We start from the raw sequence: 16,550 nt of genomic DNA on the forward strand, positions 1-16,550 counted from the left end.
TCAGCGCACCTTCAACGTAGCGAGGCCGATGAGCACCAGCACGACGCTGATGATCCAGAAGCGCACGATTACCCGGGGCTCGGGCCAGCCCTTGAGTTCGAAGTGGTGATGAATGGGCGCCATGCGGAACACGCGCTTGCCCGTCATCTTGAAGCTGGCCACCTGGATCATCACCGAGGCGGTTTCCATCACGAACACGCCGCCCATCACCAGCAACACGATTTCCTGGCGCACGATCACGGCGATGGCGGCCAGCGCGGCGCCGATGGCCAGCGCGCCGACGTCGCCCATGAATACCTGTGCGGGATAGGTGTTGAACCACAGGAAGCCCAGGCCCGCGCCGGAAAGCGCGCCGCAGAAGATGGCCAATTCGCCTGCACCCGGAATCGACGGGATGCCCAGGTATTCGGAGAACACGCGGTTACCCGCGAGATACGCGAACACGCCGAGCGCACCGGACACCAGCACGGTCGGCATGATGGCGAGGCCGTCGAGGCCGTCCGTGAGGTTCACCGCGTTGGAGAAGCCCACGATCATGAAGTAGGCGACCACCACGAACAGGATGCCCAGCGGCAGCGCGACCTGCTTGAACAGCGGCACGTATAGCGCAGTCTCGGCAACCGGAGCACCGCCCGTTGCATGCGGCGCCGTGTAATAGAGGAACAACGCCGCGGCAAGACCAAACACGGACTGCCAGAAATACTTCCAGCGCGAGGCGAGGCCGCGGCTGTCCTTCAGCACCAGCTTCTTGTAGTCGTCGTAGAAGCCGATCACGCCGAAGCAGAGCAGCACCGCCAGCACCAGCCACACGTAGCGGTTGTGCAGGTCGGTCCACAGGAGGGTGGAAAGCGTCACGGCGAGCAGGATCATCACGCCGCCCATGGTGGGCGTGCCGGCCTTGGACAGATGCGTCTGCGGGCCGTCCTTGCGCACCACCTGCCCCGCCTTGAGTTCGGCGAGCTTCTGGATAAGCGCCGGACCAAACAGCAGCGACATCGCCAGCGCGGTCAGCGCGGCCATGATCGTGCGGAACGTGATGTACTGGAACAGGTGCAGGGCGGTGAAGTGCCGAGCCATCCAGTCTGCGAGTTCAAGCAGCATCGGATGCGCTCTCCCCATTTCCCTTGTGGTCGCGAAGCGCGACCACGACCTGATCCATGCCGGCGGAACGCGAGCCCTTGATGAGGCAAGTGACGCCGCCGTGCAGTTGTTGTTTGAGTGCGGCGGCCAGCGCCGCCTTGTCGGCGAAATGCTCGCCGCGCTCGCCGAACGCCTTGATGGCTGCCGCACTCAGCGGTCCCACGGCAAACAGGCGATCGATGCCGTGCTGGCGGGCACGCTCGCCGATGCCTGCGTGCAGCATCGCGGCGTTGTCGCCCAGTTCGGCCATGTCGCCCAGCACGAGCCAACGTTCGCCGTCGGCAAGCGCGAGTGTGTCGATGGCCGCACCGACCGAGCCGGGATTGGCGTTGTAGCTGTCGTCGATCAGCGTCCAGCCGCCGGGCATGCGCTCGAACTGCAGGCGACCGGCCACACCTGGCACCTGTTCGAGGCCTTCCACGATGGTGTCCAGCGGCACGTCGAGCGCCAGCGCGATCGACGCGGCAGCCAGCGCATTGGCAATGTTGTGGCGACCAGCCAGCGGCAGATGCACGTCGGCGTCGCCCGCCGGCGTGCTCAGCACGAAGTGCGAGCCATCCACGCGTTGGTCGACGATGTCCGCGCCGATATCGGCCTTGTGATCCAGACCGAAGCGCAATTGACGACGCGAACCGGCCAGCCCCGCGAAGAAGCTGGCGAACGCATCGTCCGCATTGATGATCGCCACGCCATCGACCGGCAAAGCCTGATACAGCGCGCCCTTGGTCTCGGCCACGCCTTCCACACTGCCCATGCGCTCAAGATGCGCGGGAGCGATGGTGTTGACGAGGCCGATATCGGGCCGCGCGATGGCAGCGAGGTAGGCGATGTCACCCGGCTTGCCGGCGCCCATTTCGAGCACGGCATATTCGGTGTCCTGCGGCATCGCCAACAGGGTCAGCGGCAGGCCGAGCTCGTTGTTGTAATTGCCGGCGTTGACGTGCGTGCGGCCGTGGCGCGACAGGATGGATGCGGTCAGCGTCTTCACCGTGGTCTTGCCGTTGGAACCGGTGATGCCGATCACGCGCACGTTGCTTTGTGCACGCACGGCACTGGCCAGGTCGCCCAGCGCCAGCCCGGTGTCGTCGACCACCACTTGCGGCAGCGGCGATTCGACCTTGCGCGTTACCAGAGCGGCGACAGCGCCGCGAGCCATCGCATCGGCGAGGAAATCGTGCCCGTCGACGCGTTCGCCCTTGATGGCGACGAACAGGTCGCCCGCCTGCACTTTCCGCGTGTCGATGGTGACGCGCATGACGTCCGCGTCGGCACCGATCAGGTGACCGCGGGTCCACAGCGCGATGGCGCTCAAGCGCATCATGCGCGACTCTCCAGCGCCTGGCGTGCAACGGCCAGGTCGTCAAACGGGCGCTTGCCGTGTGCGCCTTCCTGATAGGTTTCGTGGCCCTTGCCGGCAATCAGCACCACATCGCCCGATTGCGCCATGGTCAGCGCCTGCTCGATGGCCTTGCCACGATCGCGCTGCACGCGTGCCATGTCGGGATGGCGCAGCCCGGCCATGATGTTGGCCACGATGACGTCGCCGTCTTCGCTGCGCGGGTTGTCATCGGTGACGATGATGGTGTCCGCCAGCCGCTCGGCAATGGCGCCCATCTGCGGACGCTTGCCCGCGTCGCGATCGCCGCCGCAGCCGAACACGCAGATCAACTTGCCTTCGCAATGCGCACGCAATGCGGCAAGCGCCTGCTCCAGCGCGTCCGGCGTGTGCGCGTAGTCGACCACCACCAGCGGCAGGCTCGACACGCCGCCCAGTCGGTTCATGCGACCGTTGATCGGCTCAAGCGATTCCACCGCCTCGACGATGCGCTGGAACGATTCGCCGAGCGCGCCCAGGCACGCAACCACGACCAGCAGGTTGGCAACATTGAAGCGGCCCAGCAGTCGGCTGCGCACCGCATGCGCGCCCCACGGCGTCTGCAGGTCGAATGCCAGACCTTCCGCCGAGGTGACGATGTTCAACGCACGAACGTCGGCCTCCGCGTGCGGCTCCGTGCTCAGGCGCAACGCCTGCACGCCGTGCGGCAGACGCTGGGCAAGCGTGCGGCCGAACGCATCGTCGACATTGATGGCCGCCGCCCTGAGCGTAGGCCACGCGAACAGCTTCGCCTTGGCCTCGCCGTAGGCTTCCATGCTGCCGTGGTAATCAAGATGGTCGCGCGTGAGATTGGTGAACGCGGCGACATCGAACGCCACGGCCGCCACGCGGCCTTGCTCCAGCGCATGCGAGGACACTTCCATGGCCACGTGTGTGGCGCCGTCGTCGCGGAACGAGGCCAGCAGGCCCTGCACGTTGATGGCGTCCGGCGTGGTGCGCTCGCCTTCGTTGATGCGGCCGTGCAGGCCCGCGCCGAGCGTGCCGATGGTGGCCGCACGATGGCCGAGGTATTCCAACGCCTGCGCAAGCAGCTGCACGGTGGAGGTCTTGCCGTTGGTGCCGGTCACGCCGATCACGCGCATCGATTCGGACGGCCGTCCGAAGAAGCGCGACGCGATCTCGCCGACCTTGCCATGCAGGCCATCCACCCACAGCACGGGCACGTCGATGCCTTCGGCGTGCGCAGCCGGCGCTTCGGCCAGCACCACGCGCGCGCCGCGTTCGACGGCGCCGCGCGCAAAGGCGATGCCGTGCTCACGCGTGCCGCGCAGCGCAAAGAACGCATCGCCCGGACGCACCTGGCGCGAATCCAGCGTGAGGCCTGAAACGACGATATCGCCGACACCGGGTGTCTCGGCGATGCCATGGAGCAGTTGATCGAGGCGGGCGGTCATTGCGGCGCCTCGTCGACTGGCGCGTCATCCACGGTCTGCACCGTGGGCGGCTTGCTTCCTGTCAGGCCGTTCTGCCCCTGCAAGGGGCCACCGACATACCAGCGACCAATATTGTCCGGTGGCACGTCCAACAAACGCAGTGCGCCATCCAGGACTTTGGAGAACACGGGTCCGGAAACCAGCGCGCCGTAATAGCTGCCCTTCCTCGGGTTGTCGACGATCACCACCGCCGCCAGGCGCGGGTTGGACGCAGGCACCACGCCGGCAAAGGCGGAACTGTAGTTCTTCTCGGAATAGCCGCCGGCCGTCGCCTTGTGCGCCGTGCCGGACTTGCCGGCCACGCCGTAGTTGGCAATCCATGCATACGGCGCACCGGTGCCGCCGGGCTGCGTCACCGCCACCATCATCTGCACCAGTTCGTTGGCGATCTTGGGGTCGATGATCTGCTTGGCGTCGTTGTCCGAGCCCTTCACGAAGGTGGGCAGGTGCATCACGCCGTTGTCGGCAATGGTGGCGTAGGCGTTGGTGAGCTGCAGCGGCGTCACGTTGAGGCCGTAGCCATACGCCAGAATCGCCTTCTCCAGCATGCCCCAGCCCTTGCCCGGCTTCAGATAGCCCGAGGCTTCGCCGGGGAAGCCGCTGTTGGTGCTGGCACCGAAGCCGAACGCGCGGTAGGTGTCGTACATCAGACCGGTATCCAGCGTCAGCGCGACCTTGGCGGCGCCGATGTTGCTGGACTTGGCGATGATGCCGGTGGGCGACAGCATGCCGTTCGAGTGCGTGTCGCGGATGTCCTTGCGGATATAGAAGAAGTGGCCGTTGCCGGTGTCGATCATCGGACCGGTCGGCGTGTACCGGCCGCTGGACAGCGCGGCGGCCATCAGGATCGGCTTGATGGTGGAACCGGGCTCCACCACGTCGGTCATCGCCCGATTGCGGCGGCTAGACGGGTTGCTGCTGCGCAGCGCATTCGGGTTGTAGGTGGGCCAGTTCACCATGGCCAGCACTTCACCGTTGCGCACGTCGATGATCACCATGGAACCGGAGTCGGCCTCCGACTGTTCGATGGTGTTCTTCAGTTCGTTGTACGCAAGGAACTGAATGCGGCGATCGATGCTGAGCGTGATGTCGCGACCCGGCTGCGGTGCGCGCACCAGGTCCAGGTCTTCCACCACATGGCCCTGGCGATCGCGGATGACGCGCTTGCGGCCTTCCTTGCCGGCCAGCCAATCGTCGAACGCCAGCTCCAGGCCTTCCTGGCCGTGGTCGTCGATGTTGGTGAAGCCGAGCACGTGCGAGGTCACCGGGCCCGACGGATAGAAGCGGCGGAATTCGCGCTGACCGTTCACGCCGGGCACGGCGAGATCGAGCACCACTTGCGCGGCGTCCGGCGACATCTGGCGCTTCAGATAGACGAACTCGCGCTCGGAGCGTTGCGACAGATACTGCTTGAGCGCATCCGCATCCATGCCGATGGCCTTGGCCAGCGCCGGCAGCTTGTCTTCGTTGTCCAGCACTTCGGCCGGATTCGCCCAGATCGACACCACCGGCGTGGATACGGCCAGCGGCTCGCCATTGCGATCGAAGATAGTGCCGCGCGACACCGCGATGGGCACTTCGCGCAGGATGCGGGCGTCGGCCTGGTTCTGATAGAAGTCCTTGCGCACCACCTGCATGTCGAACGCGCGCGCCACCAAACCCAGCGAGGCGGCGGCAAGCACGCAACCCACCACCAGCATGCGACGGCGCGCACTGGGAATCGCCGCGTGGCGGCGGGACGATGAGGTCGAGGTGCGCTGGCGCGGTTTCATCGGCGCACCAGCTGGATGTCTTGCGGCTTGGGATTGGCCATACCGAGCACTTGGCGCGCTTCGTCGTCCACGCGACGCGGCTCGGCCCAGGTGGCCTGCTCCAGTTCCAGCTTGCCGTATTCGATGTTGAGGTCGTCGCGCTGGTTTTGCAGGCGCGTGAGCTCGACGAACAGCACGCGGCTCTCATGGCGCGTCCACACCACGGCAATGGCGCTGGAAAGCACCGCCGCGATCAGGATGAACATGAAGAGGCCGCCGAGTACCCTCATGCGAGCTTCTCCGCCACGCGCAGCACCGCCGAACGGGCGCGCGGATTGACGGACAGCTCTTCTTCCGACGGGAACTGCGCCTTGCCCACGGCGGCAAGGCGGGCAGGCGCGGCCGCCACCGGCGGGCCGCGGCGACTGCCCTGCACGCGACCGGAGTGGTCGCGGATGAACAACTTCACCGCGCGGTCTTCCAGCGAGTGAAAGCTGATGATGGAAAGTCGACCACCCACCTTGAGCAGATCGAGCGCCGCGTTGAGGCCATGCGACAGCGCTTCGAGCTCGCCGTTCACACGGATGCGCAAGGCCTGGAAGCTGCGCGTGGCCGGATGCTTGCCCGGCTCGCGACGACCGATCAGTCGCTCGATGAGCGCGGCCAGCTGACCGGTGCGGGTGATTGGGTTTTCCGTACGATCTTCCACGATGGCGCGGGCGATCTTGCGGCTGAAGCGTTCCTCGCCGTAGATCCACAGCACGTCGGCGATCTCTTTCTCGGTGGCGTGCGCCAGGAAATCCGCCGCGCTTTCGCCCTGCGTGGTGTCCATGCGCATGTCCAGCGGCGCATCGGCCATGAAGCTGAAGCCGCGGGCGGCTTCGTCGAGCTGGGGCGAGGACACGCCGAGGTCGAGCAGGATGCCGTCGAGACCGCCGGCGGTTTCGTCCCACTCGGCCATGCTGGAGAAGTTGGCGTGACGGATCGACACGCGCGGATCGCTGGCGAACTCCGCCTGCGCGGTGGCGATGGCGGTGGGGTCGCGATCCATCAGCAGCAGACGGCCGTCAGGACCCAGGCGCGACAGCACGGCGCGGGCGTGACCGCCGCGTCCAAAGGTGCCATCGAGATAACGCCCGCCAGCCTGCACGGCGAGTCCCTCCACTGCTTCACCCAGCATCACCGGGATGTGCACTAAACGCTCGGCCATGCCGCTCGCACTCCCGCTCCCGTCCCGTCACTACGCCGCGCTGCCACCGTTGCCGGTTACAGCTGCAGCTCCGCCATCTCGTTGGTGATCTCGTCTTCGCCGATGGTCTGGCGGATCTTGGCCAGGTGAGCCTGCTCACTCCAAAGCTCGAACTTGTTACCCATGCCCAGCAGAACCGCCTTTTTTTCGATGCCCGTGGTCGCGCGCTGACTGGCCGGCAGCAACAGGCGCGCGGCGGTATCGGGCTCGACCACGGCGGCGGCACCGACCAGCTTCATCTGCATGTCGCGATGGGCCGCCTTGACCTTGGGAAGCGCGTTGACCTGGTCGCGCACCTTTTCCCACTCCGCATACGGGAACAGCCACAGGCAGCCCGACTCGAAGGGGTTGTAGGTGATCACCAGACGATTGGCGCAGGCGCCCGCCACCAACTCGCGGTACGCGGTTGGAATGGCCAGACGGCCTTTGTCGTCAACGGTGATGGCGGTTTCGCCCTGGAACACGACCGTTAGGCTCCCACGAATTCCCACGATTTCACACAGGAACCCACGATAGTCTCGCCCCCTGAGACTGTCAAGGAAATTTTTCTTGTGAATCAATGAGAAAGGCGGTGATGTGGCAGTAATTCCAGCCTTTTCTGAGGAAACACTCGAAGGTGTTTGAAAGGCTGGGTTTTTTTGATTTCAAACCATGCCATCGGTCACGCTTTCGGAGGTCCTTGAGGGCACCTGAGATGAATCGCTGTTCATAGCCCGCCCGACACGCTCGCCATCACCGCGCCGACGAGTGGCGCGGCGATGACGACCGGTCGTGAAGGAGGTGGAGTCGGCCTGTAAGCCGGGTTCTGTACGCCTTGCGGCGCGACAGTCATTCCTCTCGGCCTGGCGTCACCGCCAGGCTCCAGCAACCTACCCGGGAACAACGCGGGCCGCGTTATCGTTCCCCTATTTGGTCTTGCTCCGAGTGGGGTTTACCGTGCCACGCGACGTTAGCCCCGCGTGCGGTGCGCTCTTACCGCACCCTTTCACCCTTACCACGCGCATCCGAAGACGCCGTTCGGCGGTCTGCTCTCTGTTGCACTGGCCGTCAGCTCACGCTGCCCAGGAGTTACCTGGCACTCTGCCCTGTGGAGCCCGGACTTTCCTCGATGCGCTTGCGCGCGACGCGACTGTCCGGCCGACTCCGCCGCCAATTCTAGATGAATACGGCGCTCAGCGCGTCTGAGAGTTGCCCGTTCACACGGAACGGTCAGCCTTCATAGAGAAGTTTGCGCGGCGCACCGGTGATCGCCGCCGCCAGTTTTGCTGCCTTCGCCGGCGGCAGTTCGTCGCGAAGCATGGCAAAGACGCGCTTGCCTTCCGCTTCGCGAGCATCCGTCTCCTCGCCCCGTCCCGCCACCAGAATCACGCATTCGCCGCGCTGCTGATCCGGGTCGCCGGCGACGCGCGCCGCCAACTCGCCAAGCGGCTCGCCAAGCACCGTCTCGAACAACTTGGTGAGCTCGCGCGCCAGCACGCCTTCGCGCGATTCGCCAAAAACATCGCGCATATCGGCAAGGCTTTCGGCCACGCGATGCGACGACTCATAAAAGATGAGCGTGCGCGCATCGCCCGCAAGTTCCTGCAAGCGCGCGCGCCGCGCGGCGGCCTTGGGCGGAAGAAAACCCTCGAACACGAAGCGGTCGCTCGGCAAGCCCGCCACCGACAGCGCGGCAATCGCCGCGCAGGCACCCGGCACCGGCGCGCAACGGATTCCCGCCGCTCGCGCGGCCCGCACCAGGCGAAAGCCCGGATCGCTGATGAGCGGCGTGCCCGCATCGGAAATCAGCGCCACCGACTCACCGCCCTGCAGGCGACGCACGATGGCATCGACAATCTCGCGCTCGTTGTGCTCGTGCAGCGCCACCATGGGCGTGCCCACGTTGTAGTGCATCAGCAAGGGACGGCTGTGCCGCGTGTCCTCGGCGGCAATCACGGCGACGGAACGCAGCGTCTCGATGGCACGCGCGGAAAAGTCGTCCCGATGACCAATCGGTGTGGCGACCACCCATAGCAGACCAGGCTGAATCTGTGACATCTTGCTGTTTCCTATGCATCGGGGCGGCAACCCAATGGGCTATCATCGCCCATCCGCCGACCATGTCGTCAAAAAAGCTCGAAGGGATTTGGCCATGCGCTTGACTCGCGCCGCAGGCGTTGCCCTGCTTGTTTCTCTGGCATTGAGTGGCTGCGTGCCGCCAGCCGCACAGAAATCGCCGGCGGAAATCGCGGCGAGCCAGCAGGCCGACACCCTTATCCAGCAAGGCAAGTTCGACGAGGCCGCGCAGGCGTATCTCGCACTGGCCCAAACGGGCGGCAACCGTGACCATTATCAGCTGCTCGCTGCCGAAGCCTATCGCCAGGAAGGCCAGCTCGATCGTGCGGCACCACTGCTCGACGGCATCCGTCGCCAGCGACTGACCGGTGACGAACCCTCGCGACTCGACCTGCTGCAAGCCGAATTGGCCTTGAAGCAGCACAACGCGCCTCGCGCGCTGCAACTCACCACGCAGCCCAACATCAGCGTGCCACCCGCATTGCAGTTGCGCCTGCTGGAACTGCGCTCGCAATCCATGCAGCAAACCGGCGACCTCTGGGGCGCCGCGCGTACACGCGTTGAAATGGACGGCCAATTGAGTGGCCTCGATCAGGCACAGAATCGCAAGCAGATCGTTTCGCTGCTCACTCAGCTTGGCGTAGAGCCACTGAAGCAGCGCGCCGCCGCCATGCAGCCCAGTGACCGCATGCTGGTGTGGATCAACGAAGCCCTGACCCAGCTTGGCGTTGCCGTGGCGCACCCCGCACCAGCCCTCGAACAAGAAGTGGGCACCATGATGCCGGGCGAAGGCGCCAATGTACGCGAAGGCTTCAAGATGCCAGCGCACGTTGCGCTGCTGTTGCCGACGAGCGGCAACCTCGCCTCGGCCGGCACCGCCATTCGCGAGGGCTTTTTCGCCGCCTACGCCGACTCCTCGCGCAACCACGTGCCACGTCCACCGGTGCGCGTCTACGACAGCGCGGGTACGACGGCCGGCGCCATCAAGGCGTACCAGCAGGCGGTCAGCGATGGTGCGCAGCTCATCATCGGCCCGCTGACGCGCGGCGAAGTCTCGGCCTTGTTCGGCCTGCCGCAGCTGCCAGTGCCCCTGCTCGCCCTCAACCATCCCGACGACAAGAGCCTGCCCGCCAGCGGCGTGAGCGAGTTTGGCCTGCTGCCCGAGACCGAAGGCGCACAGGCAGCGGATCACATGGCGGAGGGCGGCATCGTCAACGCCTTCGTCATCGTGAGCAGCGATGACTTCGCGCAGCGCGCCGCCAAATCGTTCAAGGCGGAATTCGAAGCGCGTGGCGGCAAGGTCGCCGGTATGGGCAACCTCACGGGTACCGGCGTCAACTTCGCGTCGACCATTTCCGGCCTCGGCATGCCGACCGACAACGGCGATGCCAGCGCCAACAAGGACAGCGGCATCTTCATCAGCATGCGTCCGCAACAGGCTCGCCTGCTGCTACCCCAGCTGAAGCTCGCACGCGTGAACCTGCCGGTGTACGGCACGTCGCACATCTATGCCGGCGTGGATGATGCGGGCGCCAACCGCGACCTCGAAGGCGTCGAGTTCTGCGACTCGCCGTGGCTGTTCGATGTGCAGCCGGGTCTGCCCAACCACGGCGACATCGCTGCACAGCTGCCCGCCGCACGCGGCACCTCCGCCCGCCTGTTCGCCTTCGGCATGGATGCGTGGGACCTCGCTCCCTACATCGATTGGCTGCGCGCACATCCCGGCAGCTACCTGCCCGGCGCCAGCGGCCAGCTCACTTCCGACCAGTTTGGCCGCATCCGTCGCGTGCTGGTGTGGGCCAAGTTCCAGGATGGCCTGGCGCGCCCGCTCAACGGCAGCCTGCAGATGGACACCGCCCCCGCCATGGCGCCGCCGACCGACGCCAGCGGCTCGCCGCAGCTCCAAACCGAGCAGCCCACCTCGCATTGATGCGCGCTGCCGGCGCCGCATTTGAACAACGCGCCTGCGCGGAACTCCAACGCGCAGGCCTCAAACTGCTTGCCCGCAACTACACCACGCGCTACGGCGAGCTCGATCTGGTGATGCTCGATCGCGACATCGTCGTCTTCGTCGAAGTTCGCCATCGCCTGACCAGTTCGCGAGGCGGGGCCGCGGCTTCGGTCAACAGCGGCAAGCAGGCCAAGCTCATAAAAACGGCAGAGCTCTGGTTAGCGGCCAACTCACAACATGCCAACCGCGCGTGCCGGTTCGATGTGGTGACATACGACGGCCCCCACGATCGGGCAGTCGCACACTGGCTTCGAGCCGCATTTGATGCCAGCTAGATAGTCCATCCGCGTAAGCGGAAGGCGACACTCCAGAGCCAACAATCCTGCGGCCAGCGGGGGATTGCACTCGCAAGCAAACATGCTTGCCTCGCACGCAACCGGCGCACTCAGCACGCGAAAATGAGCGGCCGCAGGCTGTTAGCACTTAGCCCAAGGCTTGCCTCCATAGATAGAGGGACCGCCAGGCGTCGCTTCACGCAGTTTGCTCTGTGCGAATGCACGTCGCCAATGCCCGCCGGAAAGAACACATGGACAGTGTTGGGGAACCATGAAAAATGTAATTGGAACAGCCGTCTCCGTGGTGTGTTCGCGTGGCGACCGCAAAAGAGGCTTCGGAGCGACGAAAACGCTTGTTATCGCGAGCACTGTGTTGCTGCTGGCTGGTTGCGCCACACCGCCGGCCAAGGATTACTCGGGAAAATGGAAGCCCGTTAATCGCTACCAACAAGCGCCCACCGCCATCCCTCTCAATGGCGAGTACGTTTACTACGCCACGCCCATGGACGGCACCCTTCGAACCATGCTTCGCCGGTGGGCGAAAGATTCCGGTATGCAGTTCTCTTACCAGTTGCAGGCTGACTACACGCTCTCTCAGCCCATTGCCTCCATCCGCACCACCGACGTTCATCGAGCGCTGGCCGAAGTGAATACCGTGTACGGCCCTCAAGGCGTTCAGGTCTACGCCAGAGGAAACGAAATCACCGCCAAACCCGCATCCGCTTCGAAAGTTTCGCCCAATCCTGTAGCCGCCCCGCCAATGGAGACAGGTGCCGGCACGAAAGAGCAAAACACGAAGTGATCGGCCGTCGTCATCTCCTCACCAACGATGCGTCAAGAGATGCTAAATAAAAGAAAGAATTCCGACGGTATCGATCGGGCCGTCAAACAATCTATCAACTTTGAAGTCAGCATCGCAGATCTCGCCAAGCGCAGTGAACGGCGCGCATGGTGGACGGCTGCGTCAGCCCTGGTCATGTCCCTCATCCTTGCTGGTGGTTACTTCTACGTACTGCCGCTCAAGGAAAAAGTGCCCTATCTGATCATGGCGGATGCCTATACGGGCACCAGCACACTCACACGCCTCACCGAGGATGTCACCGAGCAGCGGCTCAGCGCTAATGAAGCCATCAATCGCAGCAACATCGCGCACTTCATTCTTGCCCGCGAATCCTACGACGCGACGCTGACGGCACTTCGCGACTGGTCCACCGTGCTCACCATGTCCTCCTCCGGTGTGGCGGCGGAATATACCAATCTCTACACAAGCAGGAACCCAAAGAGTCCGGTGACGCTATATGGCCGCGATACCGCCATCCGCGTAAAGATTCTGAGCATCGTGCTGATTGGCGGAAGTAACGGCGGTGCCCCGAAAGGCGCCACTGTTCGCTTCCAGCGCAGCCTCTACAGCAAGGTCAACGGCTCAACCCGCCCGCTTGACAACAAGCTGGCGACGCTTGACTTCGTGTACAAACCCAACTTGCGCATGGACGACCAGCACCGCGCGGAAAATCCGCTGGGCTTTCAGGTCACCAACTATCGGGTCGACAACGACTACGCCTCGACGGTTCCTGACGAGGTTCCTGCACCATCCACGACATCCGCGACAGAGCCCTTGGATGAAGCGCCAAGTCCAGCCACGACGGTCGCAACACCGTATCCGGCAGCATCACAAACCAATCTCGCGCCCAATGGCGCCTCCACACCGCATATCGCCCGATGATCACTCGGAAACGACTACGAATGAGCAATGTGGCCACTTATACATTCTTGGCCCTCACGGGGTGCCTGGGTTTTCTTTCACCAGTGCAGGCCTATGCACAGGCCATCCAGACCTATGAATACCAACCCGACCGAATCTATCCCATCAGGACTGGCCTGGGCATTACCACTCAAATCGAGCTGAGCCCCAGCGAGAAAATCGAAGATTTCAGCACCGGATTCAGCAATGGCTGGGAGTTGTCGCGGCGCGACAACGTCTTCTATATCAAGCCAAAGAACGTCGATGTCGACATCCGTCGGTACATTCACCGGTGACGGGTGTAGTCACATTTGTGGGCGGTCAGTACGGCACCATCAAAATTCGCGATGCCGAGGGAAATAGCCACGAGCTTCTCCACACCCAAGCCCAGTCGGTCGCCGTAGGTCAACACGTATCGGTCGGCGATGAGGTTGGATCAATGGGAGGTCGAGGCCCTCACGGCGCCGGGCAGTATGCGCAACATGTGCACTATCAAATGAAAGATGTGCACGGGCATGCCATTAATCCGGAAGCATATTGGAATAATCGCCATGCTCAAGTAGGTACGGAACACGCTCCTATCGCAGCACACGCAAACTCTTCGCAAGCTGCTGGACATGGGTTGCGGCATCACGCTCATGATCAATCTACAGGCGAACTACAGAGACAATTGAACGCGCTGGGCTACACCGACGCGCATGGCCATCCGCTGCCAAGCCATGGCCGCTTCGACCTGACGACCAAGCATGCAGTGGAATCATTCCAGTTCGAGCATGGTCTGAAGATCGATGGCATCGCCGGACCCAAGACGATGCACAAGATCGAGGATGCGCTGGCAGAGCAGCACTCCCAGAGGCCCATGAAGACGCCCTTATTACTGGATGATCCCGCCCACACCGCCCACCCCTTGTTCAAGCAGAGCCTGCAGTGCGTCGAGCAGCTCAACACCGAGCGAGGCATTGCTTCGTCTCCACGCGATGCCAACATCGCCGGCGCCCTCACCGTGGATGCAACCGCTCGCGGATTGGCCCAAGTCGATCGAGTCATTCCCAGCGAGGACGGCAGTCGCTTGTTCGCCGTGCAGAACTCAGGCGATCTGCTCAAGGAGAAGTTTGCGGCAGTAGATACGGTGACTGCGATTGCCACCCCGTTGGAGCACAGCAGTGCGCAGTGGGTGCAGGCGACGCAGCAACACCAACTTGCGGTAGTACCGCAACCGCAGCGCCACGTCTTGGGTCAGACGCCATCGATCACGATGAGCTGACATATCGAGTCCTGCCCATTCCACGTTAAAAGCCTAACGCGCCACGTCACTATGAAAGCACCATGGATGGTCTTGGGACTTGCTTTGCTGGCGACACCGTCGCTGAGCTCCTCACAAGCTTTTGTCCTTATCCCTTTTCGAACGAATGATCCGTTCGTGTTTTGTACGCAGGGTTGGAGCCCGGTGCGGGCGGCCATGGGTTGGATACCTGCGCCGCCCTACACCACAGGACTAATCATTCCCCTTCGCCCCACCTGGTGGTGGTCGCCTCAGGATTGGACGGCGTTGTGGTACTACCAGACGGTCTGCCCGGCGGCCTTGAAACCAGGGGCGTGGACGGGAGAAACACCATCTCAATTGACACCGTCATTTCATTAGGACTGAGGAGTACTGATGGGCCCAGGCCGCTGTGGTTGTACTTGACCAGGGCCGTCATGTTCGTCTGCAGATGTACGTCGTACTGCCTGTCAACCAAGGCATCACACCAGCCCGCCTTGGCCTTTGAGGTTCGAGAAGCACCGCAATCGGGAAAGCTACATCCAACGTCAAGGGGCGACGCCCCCTAGGATGGCCCAGCTGGCTAGCTCGAGCCCTGGGCCGGCAGGCTGTCGCCCATCCGTTACCGGGCAAAGGCAACCCCTGACAAGCGATCTCGACATTTTGCTCAGGAATCGTCAGGCACACTCCAGAGGGTCGCTTGGGGCGGCCGGACCTTGGGAGAGCACCATGCTTCGGGCATTCGTGAGGGCCGGCAAATGGGCCGCCATTATCCTCTTGGTCTTCCTTGTCGCCGTGCTGGCCATTCGCGCCTGGGACTCGCAGCAGGGCGAACCGTTGGCCCCGTGGCAGACCTTCGTTCCCGATGAGCTTTCGCCGTCGCAACTCGATGCCACGGAATGGGCGGGTTATCTGGCGGCCGAGCAAACCGCGTTTGATGAAATGAAGAAGGAGGTGACCGACAAGCTCGGGCCATCCCAGCGCGTGATCACGAACCGATACTTCGACGGCGCGCCGATGTACCCGGGGCGCTTTGCGCACGATTGGAATCGCTCGTACGTGCTGGAACCCAAAGGCACGCCGATTGGCGCGGTGGTGTTGATCCACGGGTTGACCGATTCGCCCTATAGCCTGCGCGACATCGCCGAGCTGTATCGCGACCACGGCTTTGTTGCGATCGGCCTGCGTGTTCCCGGACACGGCACGGTGCCTGCCGGATTGACCAAGGCCGACTGGCCCCAATGGCTGGCGGCCACGCGACTGGCCATGCGCGAAGCGCGGCGGCGCGTGGGGGCCAACACGCCCATCCACATCGTCGGCTATTCGAATGGCGGCGCGCTGGCATTGAAGTACACGCTGGATGCGTGCGAGCACCCTGAGCTCGCCATGCCGACGCGGCTCGTACTGTTGTCGCCCATGATCGGCGTGACGAGCTTCGCGCGCTTCGCCGGTCTCGCGGGGCTGCCGGCGCTGTTGCCACGTTTCGCCAAGGCCGCGTGGCTGGATCTGCTGCCGGAATACAACCCGTTCAAGTACAACTCCTTCCCGGTGAACGCCGCACGGCAGTCCTATCTGTTGACCGATGCGATTCACAGCCAGATGGTGCGGATGGCGCGCGATCGCCAGCTTTCGCACTTGCCACCGATCCTCACCTTCCAATCCGTGGTGGACGATACGGTGAGCGCATCGGCGGTGATGCGCACGCTCTACGCGAATCTGCCGAGCAATGGCAGCGAGGTGGTGCTGTTCGACGTCAATCGCAACCATCGCTTTGACGCGCTGCTCAAGCCAAGCTCGCTGACTGCAGTCAATCGCATGCTTCCTGCAGGGCCGCAGCCGTATCGCGCCACCGTGATCGCCAATGCGCAAGAAGATGACGAACACACCGTGGCGCGCACCACCGAAGCGGGTCAGACCACGGCGAGCGTGACGCCCCTGACGGTGATGTATCCCGACAACATCTTTTCGCTTTCGCACATCGCACTGCCCTTCCCTCCGAATGATCCGCTCTACGGCACGCAGCCGGACATGACGGAGAATTACGGCATTCGCCTCGGCACGGCGGCGCCTCGCGGCGAGCGTGGTGCACTCATCCTCAATCTCGATGCTGTCCTGCGCATCAGCTCCAACCCGTTCTACCCTTATATCCGCGAGCGGATCGACGGCGTGCTGCCTGCAGGTACCACGCCTTCGCCTGCGCAGGGCGCCGCGCCCGCGGGTGGCTGACCATCCGGGCGC

General features: G+C 63.8%; 14 protein-coding genes, 1 other RNA gene and 1 pseudogene. 7 read left to right on the top strand and 9 right to left on the bottom strand.

The annotated features are described in order from the left end of the window. The 9 genes from mraY to rsmI form a co-directional block, all read right to left on the bottom strand. Window positions 1-1,101 carry a phospho-N-acetylmuramoyl-pentapeptide-transferase gene (mraY, locus tag ABIC75_RS08770; RefSeq protein WP_354013461.1) on the bottom strand — a complete coding sequence of 367 codons (1,101 nt, stop codon included), beginning with the start codon at window positions 1,099-1,101 and terminating at the stop codon, window positions 1-3. Then, window positions 1,091-2,461, bottom strand: a complete 1,371-nt coding sequence (locus ABIC75_RS08775) for a UDP-N-acetylmuramoyl-tripeptide--D-alanyl-D-alanine ligase (RefSeq protein WP_354013462.1) — start codon at window positions 2,459-2,461, stop codon at window positions 1,091-1,093. The genes mraY and ABIC75_RS08775 overlap by 11 nt, the downstream gene beginning before the upstream one ends. Beyond that, complete coding sequence (locus ABIC75_RS08780) at window positions 2,458-3,930, bottom strand: UDP-N-acetylmuramoyl-L-alanyl-D-glutamate--2,6-diaminopimelate ligase (protein WP_354013463.1); 1,473 nt, start codon at window positions 3,928-3,930, stop codon at window positions 2,458-2,460. The genes ABIC75_RS08775 and ABIC75_RS08780 overlap by 4 nt, the downstream gene beginning before the upstream one ends. After that, a complete protein-coding gene (locus ABIC75_RS08785; protein ID WP_354013464.1) occupies window positions 3,927-5,741 on the bottom strand; it encodes a peptidoglycan D,D-transpeptidase FtsI family protein in 1,815 nt (604 codons plus the stop codon). The genes ABIC75_RS08780 and ABIC75_RS08785 overlap by 4 nt, the downstream gene beginning before the upstream one ends. Next, entirely contained in the window at window positions 5,738-6,010 is a 273-nt protein-coding gene (gene ftsL, locus ABIC75_RS08790; protein ID WP_109123819.1) for a cell division protein FtsL, read from the bottom strand. The genes ABIC75_RS08785 and ftsL overlap by 4 nt, the downstream gene beginning before the upstream one ends. Beyond that, window positions 6,007-6,930, bottom strand: coding sequence for a 16S rRNA (cytosine(1402)-N(4))-methyltransferase RsmH (gene rsmH, locus ABIC75_RS08795; RefSeq protein WP_354013465.1), 924 nt, complete (start codon window positions 6,928-6,930; stop codon window positions 6,007-6,009). Before rsmH ends, ftsL begins: the two co-directional genes overlap by 4 nt. Window positions 6,931-6,986: 56 nt before the next feature. Beyond that, complete coding sequence (gene mraZ / locus ABIC75_RS08800) at window positions 6,987-7,433, bottom strand: division/cell wall cluster transcriptional repressor MraZ (RefSeq protein ID WP_204637175.1); 447 nt, start codon at window positions 7,431-7,433, stop codon at window positions 6,987-6,989. Window positions 7,434-7,747: 314 nt separating this feature from the next. Continuing rightward, window positions 7,748-8,114, bottom strand: an RNA gene (rnpB, locus tag ABIC75_RS08805) — RNase P RNA component class A. A 64-nt stretch (window positions 8,115-8,178) separates the two neighbouring features. Beyond that, window positions 8,179-9,006, bottom strand: a complete 828-nt coding sequence (gene rsmI / locus ABIC75_RS08810) for a 16S rRNA (cytidine(1402)-2'-O)-methyltransferase (protein WP_354013466.1) — start codon at window positions 9,004-9,006, stop codon at window positions 8,179-8,181. Window positions 9,007-9,100: 94 nt separating this feature from the next. Here rsmI and ABIC75_RS08815 point away from each other — a divergent pair, with 94 nt between their 5' ends. The 7 genes and pseudogenes from ABIC75_RS08815 to ABIC75_RS08845 all read left to right on the top strand — a co-directional run bounded on the left by ABIC75_RS08815 (window position 9,101) and on the right by ABIC75_RS08845 (window position 16,538). Then, complete coding sequence (locus ABIC75_RS08815; protein ID WP_354013467.1) at window positions 9,101-10,954, top strand: penicillin-binding protein activator; 1,854 nt, start codon at window positions 9,101-9,103, stop codon at window positions 10,952-10,954. Next, window positions 10,954-11,310 carry a YraN family protein gene (locus ABIC75_RS08820; protein ID WP_354013733.1) on the top strand — a complete coding sequence of 119 codons (357 nt, stop codon included), beginning with the start codon at window positions 10,954-10,956 and terminating at the stop codon, window positions 11,308-11,310. The genes ABIC75_RS08815 and ABIC75_RS08820 overlap by 1 nt, the downstream gene beginning before the upstream one ends. A 271-nt stretch (window positions 11,311-11,581) precedes the next feature. After that, window positions 11,582-12,112 carry a hypothetical protein gene (locus ABIC75_RS08825; RefSeq protein ID WP_436407897.1) on the top strand — a complete coding sequence of 177 codons (531 nt, stop codon included), beginning with the start codon at window positions 11,582-11,584 and terminating at the stop codon, window positions 12,110-12,112. Between the two features lie 27 nt (window positions 12,113-12,139). After that, on the top strand, window positions 12,140-13,033 hold the full coding sequence (locus tag ABIC75_RS08830) for a virB8 family protein (protein WP_354013468.1): 894 nt from the start codon (window positions 12,140-12,142) through the stop codon (window positions 13,031-13,033). A 20-nt stretch (window positions 13,034-13,053) separates the two neighbouring features. Further along, window positions 13,054-13,338: pseudogene (locus ABIC75_RS08835) on the top strand (TrbG/VirB9 family P-type conjugative transfer protein); the annotation flags it as partial. Between the two features lie 5 nt (window positions 13,339-13,343). Beyond that, window positions 13,344-14,315 (top strand): XVIPCD domain-containing protein, encoded by a 972-nt coding sequence (locus ABIC75_RS08840; RefSeq protein ID WP_354013469.1) that lies wholly within the window; start codon window positions 13,344-13,346, stop codon window positions 14,313-14,315. A gap of 726 nt (window positions 14,316-15,041) precedes the next feature. Further along, window positions 15,042-16,538 (top strand): alpha/beta hydrolase, encoded by a 1,497-nt coding sequence (locus tag ABIC75_RS08845; protein WP_354013470.1) that lies wholly within the window; start codon window positions 15,042-15,044, stop codon window positions 16,536-16,538. Window positions 16,539-16,550: the final 12 nt, after the last annotated feature.

It is taken from the genome of Dyella japonica (genome assembly GCF_040545895.1).
Taxonomy (GTDB): Bacteria; Pseudomonadota; Gammaproteobacteria; order Xanthomonadales; family Rhodanobacteraceae; genus Dyella; species Dyella japonica_D.